Here is a 15,279-nt window from a genome sequence, read left to right as displayed (position 1 = left end):
ACTCGGGTGGCTTCTGCAGGGCTAGGCGCTCTGAAGGGGTTCCCGGCGGACCAGACTGCCAGCGATGTTGCCGCATTACACGGCGTATCGCTGGAAGGCCATCATGCTCAGCAGTTAACGGCCAGTATGTGCCGTGACTATGACCTGATTCTGGTGATGGAGAAGCGCCACGTTGAGCAGGTCAATCGCATCGACCCAGCCGCACGCGGAAAAACCATGCTCCTTGGGCACTGGCTCAATCAGCAGGAAATTGCGGATCCGTACAAAAAAAGTCGCGAGGCCTTCGAAGAGGTCTACGGGTTACTGGAAAACGCTACCCAGAAATGGGTCAACGTACTAAGCCGATAGTTGGGAATACCCATGAATATTAAAAACAAGGTTATGACCGCGCCAAAAGAAGATTCGAGTGGATGGGATCTGGCGCATCTTGTGGGACAGCTAATTGATCATCGCTGGATCATCGTGGCCGTTACCGCCTTCTTCATGTTGGCAGGAACGCTCTACACACTGTTTGCAACGCCTATTTACAGCGCCGATGCCATGGTCCAGGTAGAGCAGAAAAACACGGCTTCTGTTCTGAATGAATTGCAGGATGTGATTCCAACGACACCCGCTTCTGACACTGAGATTCAAATTCTCGAATCCCGTATGGTGTTGGGCAAAACGGTTAATGACTTAGGTCTGGATACCGTGGTGGAGCAGAACTACTTCCCGGTGATTGGTAAAGGTCTGTCGCGCCTGATGGGCAACAAGCCGTCTGAAATCGCCATTTCTCGCCTGGAAATTCCGCGCACTATCGATAAGCGTACGGTGCAGTTGGAAGTGACAGGTCCACAGACTTATACCGTGACCAGCGAGGGTGATGAGCTGTTCAAAGGCCGCGTGGGTCAGCTGGAGCAGCATGGTGAAGTCACTATGCTGGTCAGCGGTATCCAGGCTGATGAAGGGACCAGTTTCAACGTCACCAAACTCACTGACTTGCAAGCCATCAGAGCGGTGTTAAACGCACTTACCGTCGCCGATAAAGGCAAAACGACCGGTGTGCTGGGTCTGGAATATCAGGATGAAGATCCGGTGCGTGCCAGCCAGGTACTGAATCAGATCGTGAATAACTATCTGCTGCAGAACGTTGACCGCAAATCTGAGCAGGCTGAGAAGAGCCTGGAGTTCCTGCGCAACCAGCTGCCACAAGTGCGTAGCAGTCTGGATGATGCGGAGAACAAACTCAACGCCTATCGCCGCCAGAATGAATCGGTGGATATGTCGCTGGAAGCGAAATCGGCTCTCGACTCATCCGTTAGCGTGCAGAGCCAGTTGAACGAACTGACCTTCAAAGAAGCTGAAGTGTCACAGCTCTACACCAAAGATCACCCGACTTACCGCGCGCTGCTGGAAAAACGCAAAACCCTGGAAGACGAGCAGGCAAAACTGAACAAGAAAATTGCCGGTATGCCGCAAACCCAACAGGAAATACTGCGTCTGACACGTGATGTGCAGTCAGGTCAGGAAATCTACATGCAGTTGCTGAATCGCCAGCAAGAGCTGGGAATCAGTAAAGCCAGTACCGTGGGTGATGTGCGCATCATAGACCGTGCGGAAACCGCCGGTAGCCCGGTGGCACCGAAGAAACTGTTGATTATTGCCGCCAGCTTTATTCTGGGTCTGATTCTCTCTGTGGGTCTGGTGCTGCTGAAAGCGCTGTTCCATCACGGTATTGAGAATCCTGAGCAGCTGGAAGAGCTGGGCATGAACGTCTATGCCAGCGTACCGCTGTCAGAGTGGCAACGTAAGAAAGATACCGAAGCCCTGGCGCGTCGTGGTCACAAAGAGAAGAGTGACCCACATAATACGCTGCTGGCGTTGGGTAATCCGACCGACCTCTCCATCGAAGCGATTCGCAGCCTGCGTACCAGCCTGCACTTCGCGATGATGGAAGCCAAAAACAACATTCTGATGATTACCGGTGCCAGCCCGGGTATTGGTAAAACCTTTATCTGTGCCAACCTGGCGACCCTGGTATCGAAAGCAGGCCAGCGTGTGCTGTTCATCGATGGTGATATGCGCCGTGGTTATACCCATGAGCTGCTTGGTTCGGAAAACAAAATGGGTCTCTCCAATGTGTTGTCCGGCAAGAGTGAGTTCTCACCGGCCATGATTCAGAAAGGCGTGTACGGTTTTGACTTCCTGCCACGCGGTCAGGTACCACCGAACCCGTCTGAACTGCTGATGCATCGTCGCATGAGTGAGTTACTGGATTGGGCGAGCAAGAACTACGACCTGGTGTTGATTGATACCCCACCGATTCTGGCGGTGACCGATGCTTCCATCATCGGTAAGTTGGCCGGTACGTCGCTGATGGTGGCGCGTTTCGAAACCAACACCACTAAAGAGTTGGATGTCAGCTACAAGCGCTTCGCGCAGAACGGTATTGAGATTAAGGGTGTCATCCTGAACGCCGTGGTGCGTAAAGCGGCGAACTCCTACGGTTATGGTTACGACTATTACAACTACGAATATAAACAGAAAGTGTAACGCACCCTGTTATTGACTTAGAGGCGGCATCTGCCGCCTCTTTTTGCGTAAGGAATGACACCATGGCACCCTATTGGGTTATATCCGGATTGTTGCTTCTGATTTCATTGAGTGAGCTTATTGTCAAAAAAGATGAGCGCACTTCGGGTCTGATGCTCTACCTGCTGTGTATTGCCACCGCTATCCTGATTGTGTTTGCCGGGATTCGCGGTTTGGGTACCGGCATGGATGACCTGCAGTATCGGACATTTTATACCGGCTTCATTCAAAGTCTGCAGATCAATGGCTTTAGCGCCACCGTCGAGCTTTTCCGTTATGAGCCGCTGATTTTTGCCATCGCCTGGCTAACCAGTCTGATATCCAGTAATGCTGACACCTTCTTATTTGTATTCAGCATTCTGGCGGTGGTGACTAATGCGGTGTTCTTCCGCAAAATGTCACCGTACCCGATCCTCGCGCTGGCACTCTATTCCGCCCATATCTATATCAACAAAGACATGAACCAGATTCGCTTTGGTCTCAGTTCTGCGCTGTTTTTGGGTGTGCTCTGGTGTTTGTATCTGAAGCGTTACTGGGGAGCGTTCGGCTTTTTCCTGCTCTCTTTCTTCAGCCACAATACCGCAATTATGGTGGTTACGGTCTTGCCATTCTTGTTTATCCGTCAATGGCGCTATTGGCCGGTGCTGATTATCTTTCTGAGTATCCCGATGTCGAAGTTCGGCGGGACAAACTTTATCAGCTTGATCAGTGCGCATATGGGCGCGATGGGGGAGAGGGCGGAAGGCTACAGTGCTGAAGCATCGAATACCGCGGATGGCAGCATCTTCTCGGTTTCTAACCTTAAAAACATCATGCTGGTGTGTATGTTTGTCTACTTCATGCTCAGCGATGAATTGAAACGCAACAACGCTGAGCAGTGGCGATTTAACTATCTGATGATTGTGACCTTCGCGCTGGGCGGGGCAATCAGGATCTTCTTCTATAACTATTCATCCGGGGCAAGGCTTTCCAACTACCTGTTGCAAGTTGAGCCTATTCTACTGACCTCGTTGATCTATCAATCACGGCAATTACTCAAGCCGGCGATGTTCGCGATGTTCAGTTTCTTTCTTGTTTATTACCTCTACTACAACACCATCTCGCAGAAACAGGCCGTTGTCGGCTACGAGGTGGCGCAGGAGTTCAAAATTTTTAGGTAACAGAGAGGTAACATGACGAGAAAATTGATGGTTTTAGCCCTCGCGCTGGCACCGATTGCGGCGCTGGCGGCCCCGGGTTTAAGCACGTTGCAGATTGACGCATTTGGTGATTCCACTACTGCGGGTGTCATCAGCAAAGACCGTAAAAGCAGCATCACCAAAGCCAGTGAAATCGGTGAATTGACGCAAATGCTGCAACAGCAGTATGGCGATCGGGTCAACATCGTGGTGAAAAACCACGGCGTTCCCGGTGCGCAGGCCGCTGAGTTGTTGTACCCGCATGGCGGCGATGATCAAAGCCATTGGGAGGACTTAATGAAAACCTCCCCGGCTAAAATCGTTCTGATCAACTACGCCATTAACGATGCCCGACACTATTTTTTCAAGGATAAGAAGGTGCACCTTGAAAGCCCTGAAGAGTATGGGCGGATTATCACGCGCCTGGTTGAAGTGGCGAAGCAGAACCATAAACAGGTTATTTTGCAGGAGCCGAATCCCATTTGCGGCAAAGCGGAACGTTGGAATGTTTGGCCTTACGTCTGGCAACTTAACCAGGTGGCTAAGCAGCAGCAGGTTGCCGTGGTTCACCAGTATAGCGTGATTAAAGAAGATCGTGATTGGCAGTCACAGATGTCTGACGACTGTATTCATCCGCTGGAGTCACTGTATAAAGCTAAAGCGGATCGTACCTTTAGTATTGTTAGCCCACTTGTTCAGCAAAGTCTTGCGCAGCAAAGCCCCTAACCTTGTTGTGTCGATTTTATAAGGGATCCTGATATGTACATCATGATTATGGTGGTTTCGTTCTGCCTTGCATTGTTCATTTTACATGCCTGCTCTTATCATCGCGGGATTTATAATGATAAAGGCGTGAAGAGTATTTCTGGCCTGCGTGCTTTTCTTGCCAGTATTGTCGCCTTTTCTCATTTTGTTCATTATATCTACGGGCTGGATCAACCGTGGATATATGATAAAAACTATTTTGCCTGGTTCTCTGAAGGCAACTTTTTTGTGAATTCGGGTAAATTCGGCGTCTTGCTGTTCTTTATGATTTCGGCTTTCCTATTCTATCGCTGGCTGGACAACGATACGCTCACCCCTGCACAGCTGAGTGGAAAACTCTGGCGTTCACGCGTTCGACGTATCGTCCCGATGTTTTGGTTCTCAGGTTTCGTTATCTTTACCATTGGGGCGCTGCAAGGTGCGCTGGTGCCGCCGTTGCAAGCGCTGAAAGACGCTGTTTTATGGCTATTGTTCATTGGCAGCTACAACGTTGGCGAGATGTCTACGGCGGTGGTGAACTCCGGCGTGGAGTGGACGCTGCGTCTGGAATGGTTGCTGTATTTGTCTATTCCCGTGATTTATTTCCTCAATCGATTAACGCGCGGGAAATACAAAACTCTGCTGATCCTCTCGTCCATCGGCGTTATTTTTATCATTGCCGTCGCATTACGCTTGTATGGGAAAACCTATACCGATCCGCGTCCGGTACTCGGCTTTGCGATGGGATATTTTGCTTATAAATTCCGCGATAGATTTGCTGGTTTACGCCATTCCCGCAGTGCGGCAATCCTCAGTCTTGGATTGGCAGCATTCTCTCTGTTCTTCACCTCGAATACCTTCTTCTATGTCTTCTTCCTGATATCCCTGACGGTGATCTTCTTTATTGTCAGCAGCGGTAATTCGCTGATGGGACTGCTGGAAAATAAGACCTTGATGTCGATTGGTGAAGTGAGCTATAGCCTCTATTTGATTCATGGCGTCGTGCTGTACGGTATTGAGCAAATCCCACCGACGTTATATCCGCATAATTACTGGATGTTCACGCTGTTATCTACACTGTTCTTTGTTGCGGCGTTTTATGTCGCAAAAATGACCTATCTTTGGGTGGAAAAACCGTTTATCGGCAGCAGTGGCGGTAAGTCTAAAGCAGCAACCAAAGCAGCAGCCGAAAATTAAGAATTTGACTGATTACCTTCGCTTAATATTCGTATTACTGTTAACCAGAAGTTTTTAGAGGTACTGGCAATGCAGGATATTCGTTTCTCAATTGTAATTCCCGCGTATAACGCGTCGAAGTCGATTGTAACGACGCTGGATTGCGTCAAAGCGCAAACCTATCGCAATTTTGAAGTCATCATCGTGGATGACAAATCGGCTGATGCCGCTGAGCTGGCACAGGTGGTGCGCAGTGAGCGTTATCAGGATCTGGACATCAAACTTGAGCTGTCTGAGGTGAAACTCAACGGTGCCGGCGCTCGTAACAAAGGTATCGAACTGGCTGAGGGCGATTTTATCAGCTTCCTCGATGCAGATGATGAGTGGGCCGTTGATAAGCTGCTCACCGTTTATGAAACCATCACCAGACTTAAAGCACAGGGTAAGTCGAACTATCTGATTTTCAGCCAGGTGAACATTCATCAGGATGGCCGTTTCCTCAAGGTGATGCCGATGCAGGCACCGGGCAAGAATGAAACCATCGCTGAATATCTGTTTGGCTGTTACGGCTTTATTCAAACCAGCACCATTGTGTTGAAGCGCGAAGATGCCGATAAAATCCGTTTTGATGCGCGTTATATTCGCCATCAGGATTATGATTTCTGCATCCGTGCTGACCGCATGGGCTATGAGTTTGTGATGATTGATAAGCCGCTCGCCACCTACCATCTGGTGACCAAATTTGGTTCCAAACACAAAGGCGAGTCGGTGAAGTACTCCTTCTTCTGGCTGGACACCATGAAGCCGCACCTCACGGCACGTGACGTCCATACCTATAAGGCGTTCAAGCTGCCGCTGCGCTACAAGATGGATGGTAAATCACTGCAGGCGAGCCTCAGTTTCGCGCGCTACTTCTTCCTGACCAATCGTGATAACCGGGCTTATTTCCTGAATCGACTGTTCGATAAGGTGAAGTCTCGCTTCTCTGGCGGGCGAGCCGTCTCCTGATTCACTTATAAAAATTTCACTTGCTCCCGCACCGGGAGCAATTTTTTGGTTCCTGACACTCCGGGTATGCAAATGACAAATCATGTTGGCACCGTCGGTATCGTGATGCCGATGTATAACGCGCGTAAAACGGTATTACGTGCGGTAGAGTCGATCGTCAATCAGACCTATAGCGACTGGCATCTTTATTTAATAAATGATCAGTCCACCGATGATTCGCTGGCCTATGTACGCGAACACTGCACTGATGCGCGCATCACCATTCTTAACAATGAAGTCAACCTCGGTGCGGCGGAAACACGGAACGTGGGTCTGCGTGCCGCGCAACAAGAGATTATCGCGTTTCTCGACAGTGACGATGAATGGCACGCCGATAAACTCGCCGAACAGACTGCGGCGATCGCGGCGGGTGATGATTTTGTCATCACGCATTATCACTACAAAACCAAAACCGCCGACCACGATATTCTCTACAGCAAACCCTATCTGCAGCAGGAAAACTTCGTGAAGAAGCAGTATCGCGTCTGCTTCTCTTCCGTGTGTTTCCGCCGTCCCCCTCAGGGCATCTTCTTCCAGCGTAAAGGACATGAAGATTTCCTGTTCCTCTACGAACTGTTCCTCCGCTACAAGCAAGCTCGGGTGATCCAGAAGACGCTGGTCAACTATTACGAGCTGGGCGATTCCCTCTCGCGCAACAAGAATAAAGCGGCGAAATGGCACCTCGAATTATTAAGAATTATCTATAAAAACAATCCGTTAAAAATCTATTACTATTACGGCTGGTATATGGTGAACGGCGTTCTCTTCACCCTGAAGCATCGTTAAGACCCGGCATCCCTCGTGTTGTTACGACGTGAGCAGCACGAAGGCGTTGGGTCTTAAGTTCACATTTTGAGGTGGAAAGCGTTTTATGAAAAAGATCGTTTTAGTGATTAAGGATGCCTACTCCTACGCGGGCACAGAAAACATCTGTAATTTCATGTCGGAGTGCCTCGGAGAGCAGCACGCCGTCACCATTTATTCGCTGGAAGGACACGGCAAAACCTTTTATCCGTTCGATCGCGTGAAAGAGATCGTCAGTTTTGAAGGGCACAGCAACCCGATTAAAAGCGCTGTGGCAAGCATTCATCAGCAAGGCTTCGACAGCGTATTTCTGATCAGCATGGGTCGCCTGAGCGTAATGTTCGCCTTCTGGAACCTGATGGCGATGAAGAAAAAACGCTTTAAAGCCTACGCCTGTGAACACATCGCGATTAACTCCTTCAGCAAGCCGATCAAAGCGCTGAAGTGGATGCTGCTGCGCTATTACGACCAGGTCATCGTGCTGACGGACAAAGATCATCAGGTGTTCAGCCGCTGGAATATCGCCAGCAAGCAGATCCCCAATCCGGTGGTGTACAAGGCCTTTCAGCGCCAAAGCCGCAGCCGTCAGGCGCTGGCGGTGGGGCGTCTGGACAATCAAAAAGGCTTCGACCTGCTGCTGGATATCTGGGCTGATTTCAGCAAAACCCATCCTGAGTGGACGCTGGTGATTGCCGGTGACGGCGAACTGCGTCAGCAACTGCACGATCAGGCTGCCGCGTTGGGCATTACCCATAGCGTTAACTTCGTCGGCAAAGTCAGCAACATCAACGATTACTACCGTGACAGCGACATGGCGCTGATGACCTCGCGTTATGAGGGCTTGCCACTGGTCTTGCTCGAAGCGAAATCCTGGTCATTGCCGGTGGTGGCTTATGACTGCCCAACCGGCCCGCAGGAAATCATCAACCACGGGGAAGATGGTTTCCTGGTGCCGATGAATGACAAATCGACGTTTCTGGCGCGGATGGAACAGCTGGCGAGTGACGATAGCCTGTTCTATGCCATGAGCGAAAAAACCAAAGAAACTGCGCTGAAGTTTGACGGTAACCAGATCAAACAAAGCTGGCTAGCCCTGGTTTAGCCAAATAATTCATGCCGCAGGAAGGCGGCAAATGCTTGAGTCCCCGTGAGCTTACTTGAGTAAGTGACAGGGGCGAAGGCAGGCAGCCAACGCCCTTGTGGCGTGAAGTATGACGGCTAAATGCCTCCGGGATCACATTTATGGCTGTTACGCAGCCCCATGACCACGGGATTGAAAGCATGAAAAGAAGAGAAGTCTTGCAAACTGCAGCCTCCTCCATTGTTGCCGCGCTCTCAGTGAGCGCATTTTCCAGCTATGCGGCAAAAAGTGGTCAACCGGCTTTGAAGGCTGTCGATCCGTCTAGCGTACCGCAGGGCGATGTGCCGATTTTAACGCCAGAAAACGTCTACACCATGCCACCACAGTTCTGGCAGAACTTTGAGGGCAAATTGTGGATCGGGCAGGCCGGTCAGGATGCCAGCAAAGCGGGCAATCAGATTCCGGTCTTCCTGCGCGATGCCAGCGGTAAAGTGTCACAAATCAGTCAGCCTATTGCGCTAAATAAGGGCAATTTCGCGCAATTCATCCACGATAATGCAGCGTTGATCGCCAATCCTGCTCACTCCATGGTGGTGGAAGACGATCAAGGGAATACGCTGTTTTCGATTGCAGATGTTTCACGACCCAATCCGAGTAACTTTAGCCAGCGTCTGGCGCAGCCGAATGGCTATCAGCTGATTGGCGAAATCCCGTCGGTTGAGGAGTTAAGGAAAACGCGTCCGCTGTTCGCGGGTGCCAAAATCAAGCTGAAAAGCTGGCATGAAGGCTTAGAAGTGGGCGGCGGGGAATTCGTTGGCGCTTTTGGTGACGGCAAAGATGATGGCGGCGTTATCTTCAGTGGTAAAGGCTTCTATTGGCGTCGCGTGGTTGAAGATTTTAACCGCCTGACGCTGTTCGATTTTGGCGCTATTGCCGATGCCAAAACCGATGCCGCACCGGCGATAAAAGCCATGTATCAATGGTCAATTGATGCCAATCAGCAGATCTGTGTGCAGTTCCCGGCAGGCAATTTCTTCGTCACCGAGTGCGATTTCGGTAATGAAGAACGACGCTACTTCCGTATCTCCGGCGCGATGGTCAATTTTGGCTATTTCCCGGCGACCACGCTGACTTCAGACGGTCGCTCTGAATTCCTGTTCCAGGTGAACGCGCGTTGGACTGAAATCTCGAATCTGATTTTCAACGGTCAAAACGACAAGCGACCGAATAAGCAGGGGCTGTTCCGCAACACGTGTCCCGGCGGGCAATTTTTCCGTGGTGCCTGCTTGCGACTCAATCAGGTTGGCGGGGTGTCGTTGAGCTTACTGGATACGCTGGATTGTAAAATCGACCAGTGGTACGCCAATGCCTGTACCGGTGATGTGATTAAAGCCAGTTGGTCGGGCCAAAAGGCTGGCGCCTGGGATCACAGCACGGCGATTGAACTCTCCAACTTCAACGCCCAGCACTGTAAAGGCGGTAAGGTGTTGAATCTGCCACGTTGCAGCCAGTCGATCATTCATAACGGCTGGATCGAGCACAGTGAGTTTCCCGGTGACATTTCCAATGGGCAGTGGATTATCGATGCGCTCAGCATTGAAGACTGTAAAAATCCGCTGATTGCGCACAACTCGCGATTGAACATGCGCCAGACCAACCTGCAGGCGGGGAGTTGGATCGACAACTCGATGGAAGGCGAGCGTTGGCTCAACATCTGGGAGATGGGGTCCACGCGCGTGGAATCTTACGGTGTCGCCATCGATGGCAGCCTGAAATACAACTACATCACTTCACGCTTCCGCCTGGCGAATAACACCAACCAGGAAACCTGGTTTGAACTCGGCAACTTCTACTCACCTACGGTGGGAGACAGTTGGGAGATAGAGGTGTTTGGTCAATCGCAATTCAATAATGGCACGGCTAATCAGCCCTTAATGAACGTCATTGATGGTAAAGGCACCGGCGGTCGTGCGGTTATTCATCTGCAACGCAAAACCAAAAATGCGGAAGCCAGCTGGTCTGCCGAAGGCAGTTCACCCGTGGTGGATGTCCGCTTTGAACCGCGCTCAGAGACGGACACGAAAGTGTTCGTCAAGCTGGCTGGTTGGACACCCACCACCGCTATTTTGATTAAAAGCACCGCCAAGGACCGCTTCCTCACCGGACGCTGTGCGCGTGTGGATGCCACCATGGCGCAGGGCAGTCCTGCCAGCGGCAGCCAGCAAGCACCGCAGCGCTTCAGTCTGCACAACGGTAAAGCGGGTATAGGCGGTAACGAGCAGGGCGATCTGCTGCTGGCCTCGCGCGCGCTGAAACCGGAGCAGGTAGATACGCGCGAGCCGAAAGGATTTGTCTCGGTGGTGATTAACGGCGAACAGGTGGCGTTACCCTATTTTGCGGTGAAGTCGTAATGCACTAACCGGAGAGGACGCAGCCGTTTGCGCCCTCTCCGGGAAAGGTTGGGAGCGGCCTGCAGGTCGCCCGTTTGAAGACAGATTTTCTATTTTGGGCATTGTTCCCATTGCAGTTTTTTAACACAGAGTTCACTTTGCCCGTGCAGGAAATGACGTGGCTTGTAAAAAATTAAAAAAATTTTTCTGGAGTGTTTATGAAGATTTTATTGGTGGGAAACCATACCTGTGGAAATCGTGGGGATGGCGCGATTTTACGTGGACTGATCGACTCTTTGCAGTCTGCGCGTGGCGACCTCGATATTGATGTGATCAGTCGTTATCCAACAAGCTCCGGGTACTTATTGCAACAGGATATCCAGCAGGATTCCTTGTTTCTGCATAACAGCAAATCAGCGAAAGGGCTGGTGGGCAGCGTTAAACGTAAAGTGGCCAACCGCCTGATGCCCGAAATCATGATGGCGCATCTGGGCAAGGGTGGCCTGTACAAATCGTTCTCTGTGCCGCCCCATCTGGCGCAGTTCACCAAAAGTCTGGAACAGTATGACGCCATCATTCAGGTGGGCGGTTCGTTCTTCGTCGATCTTTATGGTGTGACGCAGTTTGACCACGCGCTCTGTGCATTGATGGCGAAAAAGCCGCTGCACATGGTCGGTCACTCCGTGGGACCCTTTGAGAACCCACGCGTGAATGCGCTGGCCAATTTCGTGTTTGATCGCGTCGATAGCCTGGTGCTGCGTGAAGAGGTCAGCTTCGATCGCCTGAAACAAGACGGCGTCACCACCAGCCGCGTGAAGAAGGGCGTCGATACCGCCTTCCTGGTGAAAGCACGCGATGTGGAGAATCCGAGCCACAACCTGCTGCACTGGAAAAACATCATCAGCGCGCGTAAAACCATCGCCATCACCGTGCGTGAACTGGCACCGTTCGATAAACGTCTCGGCGTGACGCAGAAAGAGTACGAAGCGGCCTTTGGGAAAGTCATCAATGCGATGATTGCTGAAGGCTATCAGGTGGTGGCTTTCTCTACCTGTACCGGCATCGACAGCTACGCCAAAGATGACCGGATGGTGGCGCTGACGCTGCGCGACCACGTCGAAAATCCCGAGCATTACCATGTCATCATGGACGAGTTCAACGACCTCGAACTCGGCATCCTGCTAAGCCATTGTCACCTGACTATTGGCACCCGCCTGCACTCCGCCATCATTTCCATGAACTTCGGTACCCCAGCCGTGGCCATCAACTATGAGCACAAATCGCTCGGTGTGATGAAGCAGCTTGGACTGCCGCAAATGGCCACCGACGTGCAAAGCCTGATGGATGGCTCGCTGATCGACAAAGTACAAACCGTGCTGGTCGATTACGACAATGTGAAGCGCAAAGTGGATACCGCGGTGGCGCAGGAGCGTGAAATTGGTAACCGCATTACGGCAGAAATTCTCAACGTGCTGGGGTAAGTGATGAAGCTGACCTTTTTCACCATGCGTTTTCCGGTTGCCTCTGAGACGTTTGTCCTCAATCAGGTAACGCATTTCATCGATGCAGGCTATGACGTGGAGATTATCTCCGTGTTTCCGGGCGATATGATCAATCGCCACGCCGCGTTCGATGATTACAATCTGTCGGCGAAAACTCACTATTTACTGCCGGAAGAGAAAGTTTCGAATCTCGATAAGCTGACGCAGCGCATTGGTTTGATGCTGCCGAAAATCGCGAAGCCGGCGTTAATCAAATCACTCAACGTCGGCCGCTACGGCCAGCAGGCGAAAAAGCTGCTGCTGCCCGCGATTGTTGCTAACGCGAAGCAAACCTTCACCGCGGATGTGTTTCTGGTGCACTTTGGTTATGCCGGTGCGCTGGCCAATAAACTGCGTGAGCTCGGCGTGCTGAAAGGCAAGCAGGCGACGGTGTTCCACGGCGCGGATATTTCACGCCGTCACATTCTCGAAGAGCACAAGCTCGATTACGTCAACCTGTTCAAACAGAGCGAGTTGATGTTACCCATCAGCCATTTGTGGGAGAACAAGCTGATTGAGATGGGTTGTCCACGCGAGAAGGTGCACGTGACGCGCATGGGCATCGAGCCTGAGAAGTTTAACTTCAGGCCGCGTGAGGCGTTTCATCAGCCGCTGCGAATTGTTTCGGTCGCGCGTTTGACCGAGAAAAAGGGCTTAGACGTGGCGGTAAAAGCCAGCGAAATTCTGCGCAACAACGGTGGGCAGTTCGAGTTCACCATCATCGGCAACGGTGAGCAGGACGGCATGATGCGTGAACACATCGCGCGTGCCGGACTGGAAGCCTTTGTCACTATGCCAGGTTTCAAGCCGCAGGAAGAGATTCGTCAGGCGTTGAATGATGCTGATATCTTCCTGCTACCGTCGAAAACCGCAGCCGATGGCGACATGGAAGGCATTCCGGTGGCGTTGATGGAAGCGATGGCGGTGGGGCTGCCGGTGGTTTCGACCTATCACAGCGGCATCCCGGAGCTGATTCAGAACAACGTCAGCGGCTGGCTGGTCTCCGAAAACGATGCCGAAGAGTTGGCTGACACGCTGCTGCGTCTGTCACGCGGTGATGTCGATGTCGCGCCGGTCGTGGCTGCTGCGCGACACAAAGTGGAAACCGAGTTCAATCAGCACATCGCTTATGGCGAGCTGGCTAAAATTCTGGAGCGCATGGTGTGAGCGGATTAAAAAAACAGGCCGTCTGGCTGTTTGGCAGTACCTGCTTCGCGGCATTGCTGCAGGTGTTACAGCTCAGCGTTCTGGCGCGTAAGCTGGAAGCACATGAGTTAGGTTTATTAGCGATCATCAATGCCATTCTGGCAGTGGCGACGGTGTTGCAGGATATGGGGATGAGCAGCTACATCGTGCATCGCCAGGACATCAACCGCCGCCAGCAGAGTACGATTTATTGGGTCAACGTTTCACTCAGCTTGTGTACCGGCTTGATTATGCTGGCAATTGCCTTCCCGGTGGCGTGGTTCTATCACCTGCCTGAATTGACCGGGCTGATCATGCTCACCAGCCTCAACTTCCTCGTGCTGGGACATCTGTCGCAGTATCAGGCGCACTATGTGAAGTCCAAACGCATGGTGACGCTGGCGAAGATTGAGATGGCGACCAAGCTGTTCGCGTTTCTCTGTACCGTGGCGATGCTGTACTTCACTTCACTGACGGTGGCGGCGGCGATCCTTGGGCTGTTCATCAATGCCTTTACCCGCATCCTGTGCATGATCTACTTCGGTGAGAAGTCGTGGCGTCCAACGTGGGAGTTTGAAGGGGCAACCTTCATCAGCGCGGTGCGTTACGGCATCTATCAGCTCGGTTCGCAGACCATCAATCAGTTGCGTACCCAAGCGGATGCACTGATTGTCGGTAAAGTGATGGGCGCCGAGATGCTGGGGATCTACTCGCTGGCAAAAGAGCTGATTCTGCAGCCGCTGAAACTGGTTTCGCCGGTGATCAACCGTCTGGCACTGCCGCGTTTCGCCGAGAAGCAGCACGATCCGGAGCAGCTGAAAAATCTGTTCCTGAAAGGCACCTTTGTCATCATGTTGTTCAGCAGCGCGATGTATCTGGCGATTGGCATTCTCTCTCCGGTCATCGTACGCGTGCTGTATGGCGCATCGCATGAGCAGGTTTACCATCTGATTCCGCTGATGCTGCTGTTCGGCATGCTGCGTCCGATGGGTGGCTTAACCGGCGCGATTTCCCAGGCGAACGGCAAGACTAACGTCGAGTTTTACTGGAATATCGTGGCGAGTCTGGTGGTGGTTGTGGTACTGGCGACAACCTACATCTGGCCGAACGTGCTGTATGTGGCGTTGACGCTCTCCATCTCGCAGGTGCTAATTTCTGCCTTCGCCCATCCGTTCTTTATCAAGCCGGTGATTGGTATCCGCTTTATGCCGTATGCCCGCCAGTGGGTTTCGGTGTCGGTGGTGTTTGTCGGCCTGATGATGCTGGTGAATCACTTCAATCTGTTCGTGATGCCGGAGTGGTTTGAGGGTTGGCTGTAAGCGTTGCGCTAACGACGTTGTGTCAATGGCGCGATCTGAGCGGGCGGGGCTTTATGCTGACGACCCGCTCAGATCCTGTAGCGATGCATTTATGGCGGCAGTGATACTGTCTGCATGTGCGATAAATCCTGTCGCGACGATATTGCTGGCTATTATGCGTTGCGAAGCATCATTAGCCGTCATCAAACCCGAGCATCCTGGGCAAAATCCTCTGCATCAATTCTGCAAATCAATGGTCTTATC

Annotated in this window: 12 protein-coding genes; all 12 read left to right on the top strand. The window is 51.8% G+C overall.

Features of this window, described 5'->3' with window-relative positions:
* A partial coding sequence (locus tag H7A81_RS06850; protein WP_182057066.1) for a protein tyrosine phosphatase occupies positions 1–348 on the top strand: 348 nt, incomplete at its 5' end.
* A 12-nt stretch (positions 349–360) separates the two neighbouring features.
* Positions 361–2,532 (top strand): tyrosine-protein kinase Wzc, encoded by a 2,172-nt coding sequence (gene wzc, locus H7A81_RS06845; RefSeq protein WP_034824794.1) that lies wholly within the window; start codon positions 361–363, stop codon positions 2,530–2,532.
* A gap of 62 nt (positions 2,533–2,594) precedes the next feature.
* The gene (locus H7A81_RS06840) at positions 2,595–3,731 is read left to right on the top strand and encodes an EpsG family protein (RefSeq protein WP_182057065.1); all 1,137 of its coding nucleotides are present in this window, start codon (positions 2,595–2,597) and stop codon (positions 3,729–3,731) included.
* A 12-nt stretch (positions 3,732–3,743) separates the two neighbouring features.
* Complete coding sequence (locus tag H7A81_RS06835; protein ID WP_058961393.1) at positions 3,744–4,475, top strand: SGNH/GDSL hydrolase family protein; 732 nt, start codon at positions 3,744–3,746, stop codon at positions 4,473–4,475.
* Positions 4,476–4,601: 126 nt separating this feature from the next.
* Positions 4,602–5,690: an acyltransferase gene (locus tag H7A81_RS06830; RefSeq protein ID WP_236699772.1), complete on the top strand. Its 1,089-nt coding sequence runs from the start codon at positions 4,602–4,604 to the stop codon at positions 5,688–5,690.
* A 69-nt stretch (positions 5,691–5,759) separates the two neighbouring features.
* Positions 5,760–6,677: a glycosyltransferase family 2 protein gene (locus tag H7A81_RS06825; protein ID WP_182057063.1), complete on the top strand. Its 918-nt coding sequence runs from the start codon at positions 5,760–5,762 to the stop codon at positions 6,675–6,677.
* A 72-nt stretch (positions 6,678–6,749) separates the two neighbouring features.
* Entirely contained in the window at positions 6,750–7,502 is a 753-nt protein-coding gene (locus H7A81_RS06820; protein WP_034825256.1) for a glycosyltransferase family 2 protein, read from the top strand.
* 85 nt (positions 7,503–7,587) lie between these two features.
* Positions 7,588–8,622 carry a glycosyltransferase gene (locus H7A81_RS06815; protein WP_182057062.1) on the top strand — a complete coding sequence of 345 codons (1,035 nt, stop codon included), beginning with the start codon at positions 7,588–7,590 and terminating at the stop codon, positions 8,620–8,622.
* Between the two features lie 179 nt (positions 8,623–8,801).
* Positions 8,802–11,012, top strand: coding sequence for a phage tailspike protein (locus tag H7A81_RS06810; RefSeq protein ID WP_034825254.1), 2,211 nt, complete (start codon positions 8,802–8,804; stop codon positions 11,010–11,012).
* 197 nt (positions 11,013–11,209) lie between these two features.
* Complete coding sequence (gene wcaK, locus H7A81_RS06805; protein WP_182057061.1) at positions 11,210–12,472, top strand: colanic acid biosynthesis pyruvyl transferase WcaK; 1,263 nt, start codon at positions 11,210–11,212, stop codon at positions 12,470–12,472.
* A gap of 3 nt (positions 12,473–12,475) precedes the next feature.
* Positions 12,476–13,699, top strand: coding sequence for a glycosyltransferase (locus H7A81_RS06800; protein WP_182057060.1), 1,224 nt, complete (start codon positions 12,476–12,478; stop codon positions 13,697–13,699).
* Positions 13,696–15,036, top strand: a complete 1,341-nt coding sequence (locus H7A81_RS06795) for an MOP flippase family protein (RefSeq protein ID WP_034824777.1) — start codon at positions 13,696–13,698, stop codon at positions 15,034–15,036. Before H7A81_RS06800 ends, H7A81_RS06795 begins: the two co-directional genes overlap by 4 nt.
* Positions 15,037–15,279 lie beyond the last annotated feature (243 nt).

The sequence above is a fragment of the Pantoea sp. ME81 genome (genome assembly GCF_903970985.1).
Taxonomy (GTDB): Bacteria; Pseudomonadota; Gammaproteobacteria; order Enterobacterales; family Enterobacteriaceae; genus Pantoea; species Pantoea communis.
The sequence above is the reverse complement of the archived record's forward strand: the minus strand, read 5'-3'. Positions and strand labels throughout refer to the sequence as shown.

Excerpts from the sequence above, each read along its gene's own strand:
- wzc (WP_034824794.1), top strand. The coding sequence starts at position 361 with ATGAATATTAAAAACAAGGTTATGACCGCGCCAAAAGAAGATTCGAGT.
- H7A81_RS06840 (WP_182057065.1), top strand. The coding sequence starts at position 2,595 with ATGGCACCCTATTGGGTTATATCCGGATTGTTGCTTCTGATTTCATTG.
- H7A81_RS06835 (WP_058961393.1), top strand. The coding sequence starts at position 3,744 with ATGACGAGAAAATTGATGGTTTTAGCCCTCGCGCTGGCACCGATTGCG.
- H7A81_RS06825 (WP_182057063.1), top strand. The coding sequence starts at position 5,760 with ATGCAGGATATTCGTTTCTCAATTGTAATTCCCGCGTATAACGCGTCG.
- H7A81_RS06820 (WP_034825256.1), top strand. The coding sequence starts at position 6,750 with ATGACAAATCATGTTGGCACCGTCGGTATCGTGATGCCGATGTATAAC.
- H7A81_RS06815 (WP_182057062.1), top strand. The coding sequence starts at position 7,588 with ATGAAAAAGATCGTTTTAGTGATTAAGGATGCCTACTCCTACGCGGGC.
- H7A81_RS06810 (WP_034825254.1), top strand. The coding sequence starts at position 8,802 with ATGAAAAGAAGAGAAGTCTTGCAAACTGCAGCCTCCTCCATTGTTGCC.
- wcaK (WP_182057061.1), top strand. The coding sequence starts at position 11,210 with ATGAAGATTTTATTGGTGGGAAACCATACCTGTGGAAATCGTGGGGAT.
- H7A81_RS06800 (WP_182057060.1), top strand. The coding sequence starts at position 12,476 with ATGAAGCTGACCTTTTTCACCATGCGTTTTCCGGTTGCCTCTGAGACG.